14 protein-coding genes are annotated in these 15,455 nt (G+C 54.4%); 3 read left to right on the top strand and 11 right to left on the bottom strand.

Annotated elements, in window-relative coordinates; all coding sequences use genetic code 11:
- Window positions 1-58: 58 nt before the first annotated feature.
- Window positions 59-880, bottom strand: coding sequence for a hypothetical protein (locus tag ACTRXA_RS01405; RefSeq protein WP_442425422.1), 822 nt, complete (start codon window positions 878-880; stop codon window positions 59-61).
- 266 nt (window positions 881-1,146) lie between these two features.
- Here ACTRXA_RS01405 and ACTRXA_RS01400 point away from each other — a divergent pair, with 266 nt between their 5' ends.
- The gene (locus ACTRXA_RS01400) at window positions 1,147-2,058 is read left to right on the top strand and encodes a sulfurtransferase (protein WP_442425421.1); all 912 of its coding nucleotides are present in this window, start codon (window positions 1,147-1,149) and stop codon (window positions 2,056-2,058) included.
- 36 nt (window positions 2,059-2,094) lie between these two features.
- On the opposite strand, the gene ACTRXA_RS01395 is transcribed toward ACTRXA_RS01400, so the two are convergent.
- The 3 genes from ACTRXA_RS01395 to flgB all read right to left on the bottom strand — a co-directional run bounded on the left by ACTRXA_RS01395 (window position 2,095) and on the right by flgB (window position 3,563).
- On the bottom strand, window positions 2,095-2,553 hold the full coding sequence (locus ACTRXA_RS01395) for a hypothetical protein (RefSeq protein WP_442425420.1): 459 nt from the start codon (window positions 2,551-2,553) through the stop codon (window positions 2,095-2,097).
- Between the two features lie 187 nt (window positions 2,554-2,740).
- On the bottom strand, window positions 2,741-3,061 hold the full coding sequence (gene fliE / locus ACTRXA_RS01390) for a flagellar hook-basal body complex protein FliE (RefSeq protein ID WP_442425419.1): 321 nt from the start codon (window positions 3,059-3,061) through the stop codon (window positions 2,741-2,743).
- A 79-nt stretch (window positions 3,062-3,140) separates the two neighbouring features.
- Window positions 3,141-3,563 carry a flagellar basal body rod protein FlgB gene (flgB, locus tag ACTRXA_RS01385; RefSeq protein WP_442425418.1) on the bottom strand — a complete coding sequence of 141 codons (423 nt, stop codon included), beginning with the start codon at window positions 3,561-3,563 and terminating at the stop codon, window positions 3,141-3,143.
- A gap of 251 nt (window positions 3,564-3,814) precedes the next feature.
- On the opposite strand from flgB, the gene ACTRXA_RS01380 reads away from it, so the two are divergent.
- Window positions 3,815-6,649, top strand: coding sequence for a sigma 54-interacting transcriptional regulator (locus tag ACTRXA_RS01380; protein WP_442425417.1), 2,835 nt, complete (start codon window positions 3,815-3,817; stop codon window positions 6,647-6,649).
- Between the two features lie 24 nt (window positions 6,650-6,673).
- On the opposite strand, the gene ACTRXA_RS01375 is transcribed toward ACTRXA_RS01380, so the two are convergent.
- Window positions 6,674-6,949, bottom strand: coding sequence for a septation protein SpoVG family protein (locus tag ACTRXA_RS01375; protein ID WP_442425416.1), 276 nt, complete (start codon window positions 6,947-6,949; stop codon window positions 6,674-6,676).
- Between the two features lie 204 nt (window positions 6,950-7,153).
- On the opposite strand from ACTRXA_RS01375, the gene ahcY reads away from it, so the two are divergent.
- Entirely contained in the window at window positions 7,154-8,458 is a 1,305-nt protein-coding gene (ahcY, locus tag ACTRXA_RS01370; protein WP_442425415.1) for an adenosylhomocysteinase, read from the top strand.
- 83 nt (window positions 8,459-8,541) lie between these two features.
- On the opposite strand, the gene ACTRXA_RS01365 is transcribed toward ahcY, so the two are convergent.
- From ACTRXA_RS01365 to ACTRXA_RS01340, 6 genes are all read right to left on the bottom strand, one after another.
- The gene (locus ACTRXA_RS01365) at window positions 8,542-8,856 is read right to left on the bottom strand and encodes a DF family (seleno)protein (RefSeq protein ID WP_442425414.1); all 315 of its coding nucleotides are present in this window, start codon (window positions 8,854-8,856) and stop codon (window positions 8,542-8,544) included.
- A complete protein-coding gene (locus ACTRXA_RS01360; protein ID WP_442425413.1) occupies window positions 8,853-9,275 on the bottom strand; it encodes a MerR family transcriptional regulator in 423 nt (140 codons plus the stop codon). Before ACTRXA_RS01360 ends, ACTRXA_RS01365 begins: the two co-directional genes overlap by 4 nt.
- Window positions 9,276-9,374: 99 nt before the next feature.
- The gene (locus tag ACTRXA_RS01355; protein ID WP_442425412.1) at window positions 9,375-10,265 is read right to left on the bottom strand and encodes an alpha/beta fold hydrolase; all 891 of its coding nucleotides are present in this window, start codon (window positions 10,263-10,265) and stop codon (window positions 9,375-9,377) included.
- Entirely contained in the window at window positions 10,259-11,305 is a 1,047-nt protein-coding gene (locus ACTRXA_RS01350) for a 3-oxoacyl-ACP synthase III (RefSeq protein ID WP_442425411.1), read from the bottom strand. The genes ACTRXA_RS01355 and ACTRXA_RS01350 overlap by 7 nt, the downstream gene beginning before the upstream one ends.
- A gap of 11 nt (window positions 11,306-11,316) precedes the next feature.
- Window positions 11,317-13,053 (bottom strand): ABC transporter ATP-binding protein, encoded by a 1,737-nt coding sequence (locus ACTRXA_RS01345; RefSeq protein WP_442425410.1) that lies wholly within the window; start codon window positions 13,051-13,053, stop codon window positions 11,317-11,319.
- Between the two features lie 159 nt (window positions 13,054-13,212).
- Complete coding sequence (locus ACTRXA_RS01340) at window positions 13,213-15,288, bottom strand: universal stress protein (RefSeq protein ID WP_442425409.1); 2,076 nt, start codon at window positions 15,286-15,288, stop codon at window positions 13,213-13,215.
- Window positions 15,289-15,455: the final 167 nt, after the last annotated feature.

Genomic DNA, 15,455 nt, shown 5'->3' with positions numbered 1-15,455 from the left:
TAAAAACGGCCTGGGGCCCGGCAAAGAGACCCCAAGCCGTGCTTTGAATTACAGGATACTACTCATCATCGGCGAACTCATCCTCATCTTCCTCGTCACCACCTTCTTCGGCGGCTTCTTCTTCAGAATCATCGCTGGATTCCTCGGAAGATTCAGACTCGAGTTCAATCTGGCCGACAGGTGCCGTTTCTTCGGAAGCGGCCACCGTTTCCTCAGCCGACCCGCTTTCGGTGGTCTCCTCCACAGCCGGCGCGGGGGCGGTCTCCGTTTGCGGAGCCGCATTGGTCATGGGAGCCATGGGGGCACCGGTGTTGTTGCCTTCCAGTTCCTGCAGGAGGCTTTCAATGCTGGCAACCACCTGACCGGATTTGTTCTGCACATCAGCCGGAGCGTTACCGGTAATTCCCTGGATGGAAACCAGTGCGCGTTTGAGCTCGGTCACCACCACCTGCCGCTCATAGCTGCCGAAACGGGTTTTGAGGTCGGTGACATCCGCATTGACTTTGGAGAGTTGTTCGTCCACTTCCTGCCGGAGAGGTCCAAATTTCTGCTCGAGGGTATGGACGGCAGCATCCACATCTCCCACCTTGTTGCCCAAATCGCGAATGAAAAACAGGATGAAAATGATGGCCAGGGCCGCCATTCCAAAACCCAGAAAAGCCACGGCCTTGAGCAGGCTCATTTCCTCTTTCTCGGGATCGACCGGAGGCACGGGTTTTTCGAAATCATCCGCCGCGTTGCCCGCCTCTTCTTTATCGCCCTGGGCGTAAAAAGAGCTCGCGTCTTCCTTTTCCTCCTGCTTTATTTTTTCAAGACGATCCTCGGGGCTCTGCCCACCGGACGGGTTATCCCGGTTGCTATCCTGATCATTCGTGGCCATTGATCCTCCAAAATAACGGTCTTATTGAACTTTTCTGTATTGTGTCCTTCGGTCGCATCCAGCCGGCAGGTCCGGTATTCTGGGGGTCAAATTATTGGATCGACCGCCCCGGACAGTCCCCTCTCACTTCACAAAACGATTGTCGTTACAAAACATAAACAGATACAATGGTGAAAGAGGCTGGTGATCCTAACGCTTGCTTATCCGGAGCATGAAAGGCTGTTACACAAAAAATGAAGCATGATATTACAAGTCTAAAAGACTTTTTGTCAAGGAAAATAAAGGCCCTCGCCGTCTTCCCCGCCCTTGCTATCTGGCTGATTTGCGGGGCTTCGGCGACAGCCTGGGCGGCTGATGGTTTTGCGCCTCTTTTGACCATAAAAGAGTTCCGTGCCCTGCCTCAAAACGAGGTCGTTCTTCTTGACACCCGTTCCACATGGCGCTACCTGCTGGGACACATTCCGGGTGCCCAGCCCACCGGCGACTGGCAGGATTATTCCGTTCGCCGGGACGGGGTTCCCGGTTTCATAGACCAGGATCCTGCCGCCATTGCCCGAAAATTGAAAGCCATGGGGGTGGACCGTGGAAAAACCCTGGTCTTGTATGGGGATCCCGAAGACAAATGGCGCACCGACGGTCGCTTTTTCTGGATGCTGGAGTTTTACGGGTTCACCCGAACCGCCCTGCTGGAGGGCGGCGTGGATTCATGGGAAAAGCAAGGTTTGCCAATGGAACGCGGGCCCGCCTCCTCCCCTGCCGCATCGAACCTGAAAGCACAGGACATCCAGTTCAACTGGGAGGTATATGCCGACCAGAAGTGGATCGCCGACCGGCTCCACTCGCCGAATCTGGCTTTGATCGATAACCGCGAACAAAATGAATACAACGGGGCAACGCCCTACGGGTCGTCTCGCGGGGGACACATTCCGGGAGCGGTTCATATCGACTGGCGGGAGTTTTACGACGCACGGGGCCGGTTGAAGCCCCTGGATACTTTGGAATCCCTTCTGGCCAAATGGAATATCACGAAGGATAAAGAGGTTGTTGTCTACTGCACCGGAGGGGTGCGCTCGGGAATGGCCTACTTTGTTTTCCGCTACCTGGGTTACAACGTGCGCAATTACGACGGCTCGTGGTGGGACTGGAGCCGCAACCCCCAACTGCCGGTGGAATCCTGACGCTCCCGAAGGAGCGCCGTTCCCTTACCGGATCGATCAGTGAGAGCCTTCGGGCATCGAGCCTTCCGGGTATCCCATGGGCGGGCCGCTGTAGGGATTGCCCATCGGGGGGCCCATTTGCGACCCTTCCTCGTGCGAATGGTCGGAGCCTTCATGCTCATGCTGTGACCCCCCGCCCATCATGGGGTTGCGGGCCGGGCGCCCCAGGGATTCCGACGCGTGCACCAGGGCTTCGTTGTAATGCCGCAGAGCTTCCTGGGCATGCTTCAACGCTTCCGGCGCATGTGTTTTCACCTGCTGGGAGGCGTCGTCCATCTTCAGACTGAACTCGAGGTGCTTGATCATCTCCTGCAGGTGCAGGTAACCTTCCTCTCCATGCCCCAGGCCGACGCTGGCGTGGCCTCCCGATTGCGCCCAAACAGGCGTAAAAGAAACCATCCCCAAAACCGCCGCTACCATCACCATGGAAAATGTCTTACTGACGAGGCGCTTCATACTGACCCCCAAAAGGATTCGCTCACGATTGCAAAACACCCCTGCCGACTGTGTTTTGCCCATTTATCCTCTAAATATCCCCCAATCGCCCAGCCTTGTCAACGCACAAACCCGCCAGGCCGCAGGCAAAAAAAAACCCGCCGAAAGCACGGCGGGATACCATTCAAACACTCATTTAAAGGGACTGTCAGACCTGCATGCGCATCACTTCCTGGTAGGCTTCAACCATTTTGTTGCGCACCTGCATGGTCATCTGGAATGCGAGGTCGGCCTTGCTGACGGCCAGCATGGCACCGTGGACGTTCTGGGATTCACCGGACACGAGCTTTTCGATCGCCTGGTCGGCTTCCTTCTGAAGGTTGTCCACCTGCTTGATGGATTCGGACAACGTCTCTTTGAACGACGGAGCGTTGGGATCGATCTTCTGCGGCGCACCCTTGCCCTGTGCCGGGTTGAGACCCGGGCCGAGAATCGTTTTCAGATTGGTTTTGAGGGTGTTGTCATCCATCTCTTAACTCCGGAAATCCTCTTTCCAAGTTATGCTTATCCCGCTGGTTTGTCAATGCTTATTCAACCGTCCCGGGGCGTCATGCCTGCGTGTTTTCACGGATAGCGGAACGGATGATGGAGCCGCGTTTGCTCATCAATTGCACAGTGGCGGAGTACGCAATCTGAGTTTCCGCCAGCTTGGTCATTTCCTTGTCCACATTGACGTTATTGCCATTGGAACGGGCCGCATCCGGCTCCTCGTGCACCTGCGGCTGGAGCCGGCGCAGGGTATCGAGATCCGGGCCCATGTGACCGGACTGGGTCTTTTTCAGGTTGAGCCCGCCGGATCCCAGCGCATCCTGCAAGGTGCTTTTAAAATCAATATCTTTCGCCTTGTAGCCGGGGGTGTCCATGTTGCTGATATTACTCGATACGAGCAATTGCCGCTGCGACTGGAAGTCCAGCGATTTACTCATCAGTAACGGCACAGGGTCTGAAAACAATAAGCGGTCGATCAGCATAAATCACACTCCTTTTGCCTTTATTACAAGCAAAACCGGTGCCAGATCCGGGACTAATCATAAGTTATTATATTTAAACAGGTTATGAAATCAGCACCATCCGACGACTTAGGATAATTGCCGGAAAACAAAGGGAAGTTTGGCGCTTTCCGGGAAATTTCTGCCGGAGTGTCGAAAATCCTGACGTTTCAGCCCTCCCCGGCTTTATGTATAATGTGTGTAAATTTATTACTCATTTGGAACGTCTATTTATGTCCCAGAATTTGAACGCCTTCACCACCCGGCTCAAGGGTTTCCAGAAGGAAAACCTGTCCGACATCCTGCACGTCATGGCTGGAGGCCTGAAAAGCGCCTTTCAATGCGACTCGGTACGCGTATATCTGGAAGACCTGTACGAGGGCATGCTGATCTGCCATTACGTCTCAAACGAAAGCCACCCGGACCGCCATCGCATCACCAAGTACATCTCGCCCAAGGAATCCATCACTTCCAAATCGTTTTATGAAAACGCCGTGGTGGCGTCCTGGACGCATCCGGGGGGTGTCGCCAACTTCCGCAATCCCTACGAATCGCTTTCCGGCATCCAGGCCACGGCGGTGTTCCCCATCACCTACCAGATGCGGCCCATCGGCACCATCAACCTCGACTGGAACAAGGAAGGTGAGTTTTTAACCGAGAAGCAGATCGAGCAGATCAGCTCATTCATCACCGAAAACAGCGCGGTGGTGGAGCGCGCCAAGCGGTTTCACCAGAACATCTCGTTTTCCAAATACCTCGACACGGCGCGCAAAAAGGAAGGCGCGTGGATGATGATGCGTTCCGCCGTCAACCTGATCGAAAAACTCACGCTCGCTTCGGTGCTGGTGCCGGCAACGGAACAGAATTTAAAAACGCGCGGCTCGAAAACCGCGGACATCGTCGAAATCCTCGCGGTCTATTCCAAAAACATCGAGCACGCGGACATATACAACACCCGCGACCAGATCCACGTGCTGGAAGGCCGCCACCTCATCAACCGCATCGTGAAATACAAGGACAAAAAAGGCCTGGTGATGAACGATCCCAACCAGGGCTCGGTGTATCACGCCAACGTGATGGAGGAACAGTTCCCGCGCAAGGAGATCGCAAGCGAGATCAACCTGGTGTCGCTCTACCAGGTGCCGAAGTACGACAAGAAAACCGGACGCTTCATCTGTGCGGTCAACTACTACACAGGAGAACCCTACGAGTTCACACCGTTCGAGAAAAACCTTCTGCAGGAACACGCGTCGATGGTGGAGACCATCATCCTGGAAGAAAGCCCGACGCATATCGAAATCCAGGTGCTGAGCGAGATCGAGGAACTGCTGTCGGACACCGACACCTCCCTGCAGGGATTCCTCGACAGCATCCTGGCCAAGACGTCGGAGCTGATCGGCGCGGACTGCGGCACCATCGCCATCCTGCAGGTGATCGACGGCAAACCCTGGTTGCTGGTGGAAGATGAGGACGGCGACCTGATGGGTGCGAAATCGCGCGGCTGGAAGAAGAACAAAATCCTGCCGCTTCCCGTCGGGGGCAACGACCTGCCCGGCGACCAGAGGTCGATGAACGGGTATTGCGCTCACACGGCGCGTCCGGTACTGGTCAACGACGTCAACAACCACAAGCACACGCAGGGATTTTACAAAAACCTTTCGCCGGATATCCGGTCGGAACTCGCGGTGCCGATCATTTACCAGAACCAGGTGCTGGGCGTGCTCAACCAGGACAGCTTCCGCCTCAACTACTTCACAGATGAGCACAAAAAGATCCTGCAGATCATCGCCAGCCTCATCAGCCAGAAGGTGAACCACCTGTTACAGATGGAGGCGTTGCGTAAGGACATGACCGTGCTCAAACACGAGATCGAATACCGCGACCCGAACGTGTCGTCGTATTACCTCGGCAACGTCATCGGACGCAGCAAAAAAATACACACACTGGTCAAGCAGATCGACGTGGTGGTGGACTCCATCTGCAACCGCATGCTGAACTGGGAACGCTCGCCTCAGACGGAAGCCTTCATGGGCCTGCCGTCGCTGTTGATCACAGGCGAAACCGGGGCGGGCAAGGAATTCTTCTTCAACAACATTTATTCGCGTGTGTCGGAGACGTTCCGGCAGAAAAAACGCCCGGATTTCGAACTGCCTCTCCGGAAAACCAACATCGCCGCCTACAGTGGGGAACTGACCTACAGCGAACTGTTCGGCCACAAGAAAGGCGCGTTCACCAGCGCCGACTCCAACCGGCAGGGTATCCTGGAAGAAGCCAACGGTGGCATCGTGTTCCTGGACGAGATCGGCGACATCGATCCCAAAACCCAGGTGCAGTTGCTGCGTTTTCTCGACACCGGCGTGTTCGTGCGGCTGGGTGAGAACCAGCCCTGCTATTCGCGCATCTTCCTCATCGCCGCCACCAACAAAAATCTTTTAAAGGAAATCGAGGCGGGACGTTTCCGCGAGGATTTGTTTCACCGCTTGAATGCGCTCAGCTTCCGGATTCCGTCGCTCAACGACCGGCGGGAGGACATTCCGGACCTGGCGACGCATTTTCTCGGTCGCCTGTACACGACGTACAAGGGAGGCGACCAGACCGGCCCGCCACCGATGCTGGCTCCCGACGCACTGGAGTATTTGAAGCACCGCAGTTACCGCGGCAACGTGCGCGAGTTGAAAAACATTTTGTTGCGCGCGCTCATGTTCAACAAAAGCGGCGTCATCACCCGCGACCACCTCTCCGCGGCGGACCAGGAGAATATGGTGGAGACGGCGACGTTCGATGCGGCTCCCGTGGGCCACGTGACGAACCTTCTGGAGGAGATCGAAGCCGAGCGCGGCAACTTCTGGACGCACATCTACGAGCCGTTCAAGACCAAGCAGATGACGCGCGATACGGTGAAGACGGTGATCGAGACGGCGAAGACGAAGTATCAGACCAACCTGCCGGGGCTGGCGGTGAAGCTGGGTGTGTGCACGGACCGCTTCCGCACCGACTCGGAGGAAAGCAAGAAGTTCATGAGCTTCAAAAACTTTTTATACAAAACCGTGAAGATTTCCACGAATTAGAAAGGGATAATTTTTTTACAGCTTTTATCCCTCCCCCATCTCTTCCTTATAAACCGTGACGATGGTGTCGCGAAGTTGTTTTTGGAAGTCAGGGGTTTCGGCGACGACGAGGTCCTTGTGCTCGCCATTCTTTCCCAACTGGCTGGGCAGGCGGATGTACATCGCGCCGTTCGCTTTCCTGTAAACCTGAATACCCTTTATGGTCAGCACACCTTCCAGCGTCACCTCCGCATAGGCTTTCAAATCCTTGTACGGCGTGCCCGGTTCGAACGGATAAATGATCGTTTTGGTGATGGTCATCGGATTTTTCCTGTGACGATTTGATCTCGCCTGTTCGTTTTGTTACAATATGGCACCTATTGACGCACCGCATTTCTTCTGAATACCTACAAATCAGCTTTTTACGAGCTTCGGTGCACCCCGTATTCACGGCACGACGCCGTTTATCACGATTTCGATTTTAAGTCCTTTTAAAACTATTCATAAACTATCAAGGAGTTATACATGAGTTCCACAGTGGTTGACGCGGAAAACTATAAAGTGAAAGACCTCTCCCTGGCGGATTGGGGTCGGCGCGAAATCATTCTCGCCGAAAAAGAAATGCCGGGATTGATGGCCCTCCGCGAGAAGTACGGCAAAGACAAACCCCTGAAAGGAGCTCGGATTGCAGGGTCCCTGCACATGACCATTCAGACGGCGGTTCTGATTGAAACGCTGGTCGAGCTGGGGGCTGAGATCCGTTGGGCCTCCTGTAATATTTTCTCCACGCAGGACCACGCCGCCGCGGCTATCGCCAAGGCCGGCATTCCCGTTTTCGCATGGAAGGGGGAGACGGAGGAGGAATACTGGTGGTGCACCGCCCAGACCCTGCTGTTCGACGAAGGTCCCAACATGATCCTCGATGATGGCGGCGACCTGACGGGTTACGTTCACGAAAAACATCCGGAAATGCTGCCGAATATCAAGGGCATCTCCGAGGAGACGACGACCGGCGTTCACAAGCTGTACAAAATGCTGAAAGACGGCACGCTGAAATCGCCGGCAATCAACGTTAATGACTCCGTCACCAAATCCAAGTTCGACAACCTGTACGGTTGCCGCGAGTCCCTGGCGGACGGCATCAAGCGCGCCACCGATGTGATGGTGGCAGGCAAGGTGGTTGTGGTTGCCGGATACGGCGATGTCGGCAAAGGCTGTGCGCAGTCCATGCGCGCTTACGGCGCCCGCGTGCTGGTAACGGAAATCGACCCCATCTGCGCCCTGCAGGCGGCGATGGAAGGTTATGAGGTGACCACGGTGGAAGAGTCCCTGTCGGAAGCGGACATCTACATCACCACCACGGGTTGTGAAGACATCATCCGCATCGACCACATGGAAAAGATGAAGGACACGGCAATCGTGTGCAACATCGGTCACTTCGACTGTGAAATCCAGGTGGATGAGTTGAACAACTACAAAGGCATCAAGAAGGAAGAGATCAAGCCGCAGGTGGACAAGTACACCTTCCCGGACGGGCACTGCATCATCCTGCTTGCCGAGGGACGGCTTGTGAACCTGGGCTGTGCGACGGGTCATCCTTCATTCGTCATGTCCGCCTCCTTCACCAACCAGGTGCTGGCGCAGATCGAGCTGTACCAGAAGAAGTACGAGCTGGGCGTTTACACCCTGCCCAAGCATCTGGATGAGGAAGTGGCGCGTCTGCACCTCGAAAAACTGGGAGTCAAAATGACCCGGCTGACGCAGAAGCAGGCCGACTACCTGGGCATCCCGGTAGAGGGTCCGTACAAGCCGGATCATTACCGCTACTGAGCCTCACAGAGTTCCAAATAGAAACGGCGTCCCAAACCGGGACGCCGTTTTTTATTTCTAAATCAAATTTCTTCTTGCCCTGCTTACAGGGATTCCCTTCTTTTACGAATGGCTTCTTCTATCCATTGGCGGGGCGGCCAGTAATGGGTATTGCCATCGACCAAATAAATGCGGCATCCAAGTCCGAACGGATAACCAACCTCCCCCTCTACATCCAGACCGTCTATCCGGATAGTCGGTGACCCGGGGAACCGGTGTTTCTCGGCATCATCCAGCGTTTGTACGGCAATCGACTGGATGGGAATGTCCACCCCCTCCTGGCGCATGACATCCTGCAAAAGCTCCAACGCGGGTTGGGAGTTGGGGCAGTTTTCAAAATGCAGTAATTCAATTTTCATAAATCTTCGGAGAAAAACGTTCCTTCCTCGAGATAGGCAAGAATAGAAAGGGGGACCTGCGACGGATCCGTTCCACTCGCTTCTATCATTCGATCAATCGCTTTCCGCAAATGGTTTAGTTTCTCAATCCGCTTATCGATGATTTTTCTTTTGGTCTGGGCTTTCTCAACAGCATTCTGGCGGGGATTTTTACGCGTAGCCTGCAAGTTCAGAATTTCGTGGATTTCATCCAATGAAAAACCGAGCTTCTGGGCGTTTTTGATAAACAGGATACGACGGGCGTCTTCGTTACTGTATAAACGGTAACCGGATCGCGACCGCAGGGGCGGATCGATCAGATTGCGGGTCTCATAGTAGCGAAGGGTTTCCTTATTCACACCCACCATTTTGGCCAGTTCACTACGGGTAAAGGTGTCCATAGAGGGCCCTCCTTCTATTCTGAATATAGGCCCTGTACCCTGAAACTGGGTCAAACTTTTTTCATTTGCATTACCCTAAATTAGGTGGCTTTACCCCCTTTATGCCTCGTTCCTTTTGAAAAAATTGAGCATCCACGGAATGATGTCTTCATAAGCATCTTCCACAATATAGTGCCCCGCCTCTTCCACTTCATGAACTTCGGCATTCGGAAAGTAGCCTTTCCACCGGTCCAGAAAGTATTCATTAAAGCAAAAATCCTTCATTCCCCACACAATCAACACCGGACGATCCCGAAAATAACCCAGCCTTGATTCAATGTGTTCCACCACGGAATAACTCGGGACGGAAGGGTCCATTGGGATGTCGTGAACAAACCGGAGGTTGGCAATCCGATTCTCCGGACTGTTGTAGGGAGCCAGGTAGCCTTTCCTCACTTCGGGGGTTAATCGGTGGCGTTGCCTGGATGCCCAAACCAGCCCCATCCTGGCGAAAAGGTTCCATTGCAGTATGGCAACCTCTCCAATGAAGGGCTTTCGGCACAAATTGATGCTGAAGGGAATGCGGTCCGCCAGAAAGGCGGCGGTGTTGAACACGACCAGGCGTTTGATTTTATCGGGGTGGCGCACCGCCAGGCCCATCCCGATCGCCCCGCCCCAGTCATGCAGAACCAGCGTGATGTTATCGAGTTGCAGGTGCTCCACCAGCCGCTCCACATTATCGATGTGCTGGTTCAATGTGTAATTGTAATCCTGAGGTTTGTCGGACAGACCGCAACCCATGTGGTCGGGCACCACACAACGGTATTGACTGCGTAAGGCACGAACCAGGTTTCGATAATAAAACGACCAGGTGGGATTACCGTGAAGCATGAGCAGGACCTCGCCCTGCCCTTCGTCCAGATAATGATATCGAAGACCGTTCAGGTCCAGGTAATGCGACTCGAAGGGATAAATTCTTTGGAATCCATCGATGGAGACTTCCGTCACCATTCCGCCCCCAGCATGACGCAACTCAATCCACTGCCGATTCCAAGAAGACCGATTTTATTCCCGGGTTGGATCACCTTCTCTTCAATTCCCAAAGCCAGGGTCACAGGCAGGGCCGCCGATCCGGTGTTGCCAAGGAATTCAAGGGTTGAAAAGTCCTTTTCCAGATCCAGTGAAAGTGTTTCGTAAAGGAGCTTGCGGTGGAGATGACCGACCTGGTGACAGAAGATGCGATCCACATTGTCATTGGTCCATCCGAGATTGCCTTTAAACACCTCCCACGTTTCGCGGGCCAGTTCGCATCCTTCCCGCATGAGCGTTTCAGAATCGGTCTGCATGAGCGGAGCCGCATCGCCTCCCATGCCGGAATCCTGATTGCCCTGGCAGAGGTGATTGAACTGCGTCGCCGACCGGTAAGCACCCCCGGTCAGGCGGTGCCCGGTGGTCGCCAGGTCCTTGTGAGCGAGAAGAACGGCGACGGCGGCGGACCCGATGGTGAGCGACGCGAAGGCGGTTTTGATCTTGCTGCGTGTGGGGTTGGGGTCGGCCAGCAATGTCTCGATGGTGTGGTCGACAAGCGGACCGCCGTTTTCCCCGGAGACGATCAATCCGGCCCGGATTTGTCCGCGGTCGATCATGTTCGCTACCTGCACCATGCCATTCAACACACCGAGGCATGCGTTCGACACGTCGTAGAAAATGGAATCGGGATTCAGTTTGAGGTTGTGGTGCACGACGGAAGCTGTTGCGGGTTCCAGAAAGTCCCGGCTCACCGAGCCACAAATGAGGGCGTCGATTTCCTTCCGGTCGAAAGGCGTGCGTGCGAGTGCATCCTCCCCAGCCCTGGAGGCGACGGCGCTGGGAAACGTTCCCTTGTCCCAGAATCGCCTTTCCCGGATGCCGCTCATCAGCTCCAGCCGCCCGACGTTCAACTTGAACCGGTCATAAAGCGGTTGCAGGCGGTGTTCCAGTTCGTCGGAACGCACGATGTTTTCCGGCAGGTGGTACCCGATCGACTCGATGCAAACGTTTTCAAATCGCATAACTCACCCCTTCATGCGGATCCGATGATCTGCATCTCGTAATATTTCTGGTACTGCGGACATTGTTCCAGAAGCTGTTCGTGGTTTCCCTGCCCCACCATCTCACCGTGTTCGAGGACGATGATTCGGTCGGCGTGTTTGATGGTTGAGAAGCGATGGGCGATGACGAACGTGGTGCGGTGTTCCATCAAGTTGTTGAGTGCGTCCTGCACCAGTTTTTCCGATTCGGAATCAAGCGCCGAAGTCGCTTCGTCCAGAACCAGGATCGGGGCGTTGCGCACAATGGCGCGCGCAATGGCGATGCGCTGGCGTTGTCCCCCGGAAAGCTTCAATCCACGTTCTCCGATGATGGTGTCGTAGCCGTCATCCAAAGCCTGCACGTAGGTGTCCACATGCGCGGCCTGTGCAGCACGGACAATGTCCTCCCGCGTTGCTTCCGGGTTTCCGTACCCGATATTCGCCCAGATGGTGTCGTTAAACAGAAACGTTTCCTGCGTCACCAAGGCCAGGTTGCGACGGAGGGAGTGGGCGGTGATGTCGTTGATATTGACGCCGTCAATCAGGATTTCGCCCTTGGTCACAGCGAAAAATTTAAACAGCAGATCCACCAGCGTGGTCTTACCCGCACCGCTCATTCCGACAATGGCGAGCACCTCGGACTTTTTCACCGTCAGGTTGATATCCTTCAATACCATCGTGTCCCGGGTCGGATACTTGAATCCAACATTGCGGTACTCGATGCGATCCGTAAATTCCTTAAGCTCGATGGTCCCGTCTTTGGCCTTTTCTTCCTCCGTGTCCAGCACGGAAAAGACACGTTCGGCTGCGGCCACTGCCTTTTGCGAATCGGTGTAGGTTTTGAACAGGATACGCATGGGATCGTACATCATGAACATACCAAGCACGAACGCGAAGAACGCGCCCTGGGTGATTTCCCCTTCCAGCACCTGGAGTCCTCCGAGCCAAAGCACCGCGGCGCCGCCCAGTACCGCCAGCACCTCCATCATTGGCGATGTGAACTCGGTATAGCGCACATCCTTTTTCATGATTTCCAGGAAATCCTCGTTGTGCTTGTTGAGTTTCTTGTTTTCCTGGTCCTCCAGTCCGAATGCCCTCACGACCTTGATGCCGGAAATTGATTCAAGCATGGTGGAGTTGATATCCGCCAGCAGTTCCTGCCCTCGCCTCCCCAGTTTTCTAAGCTTTCTTGCCACGGTGGCCGTGGGAAGTATGGCAATGGGAATGATAAAGATTGCAATCAAAGCCCAGTCCCACTTCAACCAGAAAACCCAGAACAACAGGCCGAAGAACATGACCACGTTTTGGATCGTGTCCTTGATGTACTTGGTGAGCGACAGCAACATGGCATTGACATCGTTGACCAGCCGCGACATCAATTGCCCTGTGGTGTCTTTTTCAAAAAAACCATAGGGCAACCTGTGAACGTGTTCAAACATTTCCTGTCGTATGCGCGCCACCAGTTCCCAACCGATCTGGTAAATGATGACACTTTGCAGGTAGCGCAGTCCACCTTTCGCGACATAGAGGGCGATGACGATCAGCGGCAACATCTTCAGCATGAAGTAATCTTTTTCGACAAAGATTCTGTCGAATGTCTGCTGAACAAGGGGGACCGGTGAGGTTGACAGCGCACCGACGCAGATGGACGTCAGCAAAGTCAATATCACTTTGCCCTTGTAGGGAGTGAGGTAGTGAGCCAGTCGCTTGTAAATATTTACCTTTTCCATGATCAGGAGGATGGAGGAAGGAAAGTTCCTTTTACCGGGATCATAAAAAAACCCCTGGCCGTTGACGTGTCATCAACGGACAGGGGCTTTGTCTGCGTGGATTCAACGATTGCAACTCGGTGCAACGCCTTTCGAAATAAAACCTGAGAATTTCAGTTTCTATTTCTTTTGCGGCAGAAAGTCATCCAGAGTCGCCCCGCTGTTGATCATCTCGGTCATGACCTTGATAGACTCTTCGATGCCTTTCTGGCAGGTTTCAAGATCAATCTCAGTCAGGTTGAAATGATTGGCGTAGTCAAGAACCCGTTCGCGGGTGTTTTCGCGCATGAAGCCCTGCGGAACCTGTTCGATCCGCTGGATGGCCTCTTCGGTCCAGACAAACCGGCTGGGATCGACCGTACCCTTGGAAAAGTTTTTGCCTTCAAACGGATGGTGGTCACCATAGGTTTTAAGGTTACCGTTGCCATTTCCGCTTCCATTGCCATTCCCGTTTTTCCCGTTGGCGGGCGCGTCGGCAACGGCGGCTTCTTTCCGACCGTCGGCTTTCTCGTTGAGGATTTTTTCAGCAAATGCCCTGGTGATCGTGTCGACTTTCTGGATGCGCGCGTTTTTCTCGATGCGCGCATGAGCCCGGCGGCGCACATGACCCTGCGGAAACGTTTCCACCAGATCCTGCGCTTCCTTCGTCCATGTAACCTGCGTGGAATCGAAAGTGGTCACCGTGGTGGACTCGTTCTGCTCTTCCTCATCTGCCTTGAAACCGGACATATCCACCGGGACCAGGGCGCTGCCTTCAGCACCGCAGACGCTGCACTTTACGGTACCGACACCCAGGTAAGTCGAGCAACTGGAACACTTGAGGGTCTTGGTCTCATCAACCTGTGCGTCTTCTTCAGCCTGGACCTTGGCGACCTCTTCCGCGTATTTCTTTTCGAGGTCGCGCTGACGGTCTTCAATCATGCCTTCCAGCGGATCCTCACCCCGAGCCATTTTGTCGCGCATCTGGTCGCCGATGTTGTACATCGCCTGCATGGCGCCGGCGGGGAGGATGGTTTCACACGCTTCAGTAATGACGCTGGAGGTGATCATGCTGTGACCCCGCTCGAGGGCGTAACGGAGAATCGCGGCGGTGGCCATCGGGCGAACGAAGCCCGGGATTTTCTTGAGGCGCTCTTTTGCCTCGGCGGTCCACTCGATGCTTTCCTCCGCCTGCATGTCCACCGGCGGCTTGTACACCTTGCTGGAGAGCAGGACGTTACACGGAACAAGGCGCAGGAGGTTTTCAGTGTTTCCGCCGATATCCATGTCCTCGGAGCTGTGAACGCCGATGCGGCCCAGGATGAGCATCCAGGGATTCTCTTCGCGGGCATACTGGAGAACTTTCTCGAACACCTTGCCGTCCAGCAGACGGGCGGTGCATTCCAGACCTTCGTCCTCTACAATCTTGCGGGAAACCTCGAGATGCGACTGATAAATTTTGGCCAGTCCCTTGTCGATGATGTCTTCGTGAAGTTTTTCCTGCTGCTCGAATTTGAACACCTTGGCGGCGTCTTTGGAGAGAACGCCGGTGAGGCTGTTGAACATGGCGTAGTGGAAGTACGGATCGAAGGTCGAAATGACTTCCAGCGGGCGGCCGGTCTTTTTGGCCAGATCGATGCCCGTTTTCAATCCACCGAAAGCATGGCCACTGCCGTCCACCGCAACGACGATCTTGCCGCTCGACGGCTTCTCGCCATGAATTGCAGGCACGTTTTTCACGATCAGGGTGTCGGTATTGACCCGCCGGATCACGCGCTCAGCCACCGTTCCGATCTGGCTGTCCTTGATGGCGCCCAACCCCAGAGCTCCCATGATAACCAGGTCATACTTGGATTCCTTGATGTCACGCACCAGCTCGATCCAGTTACGGCCTTCCAGAGACTTGCCAATGAACGGAATATTGCGAGCCTTGGACTTGAATTTAGGCACATCGAGATAAGAATCCGTGATGACCTCCATACCCTTGGTAATCAACTGGTCATGGATCGCCCGCTGCTTTTCAAGCTCCTGCTCATCCTGATATTCTTCCGGCAGGCCGCTTTCCATCTGGCGGAAACGGACGTCATGCATCTTCGCCGCATAAACATGGCTGGAGATGATGGTGGCATCGGTATCCTTGGCGAATTCCAGCGCCAGGTCGATACATTCGTTCGAATAGTCGGAATTGTCGACCGGAACGTAGATATTTTTAAACATGGGGTTCTTTTCTCCCTGAAATTACCTGTGTGGCAAATTTGGCTACGGAAATTTATATAGATAAGGACTTATTCTGTCTTGGCTTAGAGTCCCAACCAATGCGAGTCATACCTGCACAGCGCGGATCAAAAATTAGTGCAAATTCTAACAAAAAAACAGGGACTGTC

Source organism: Nitrospina sp. P1_D6, from assembly GCF_052156615.1.
Lineage (GTDB): Bacteria > Nitrospinota > Nitrospinia > Nitrospinales > Nitrospinaceae > Nitrospina.
This window is presented reverse-complemented; position numbering and strand designations above follow the sequence as displayed.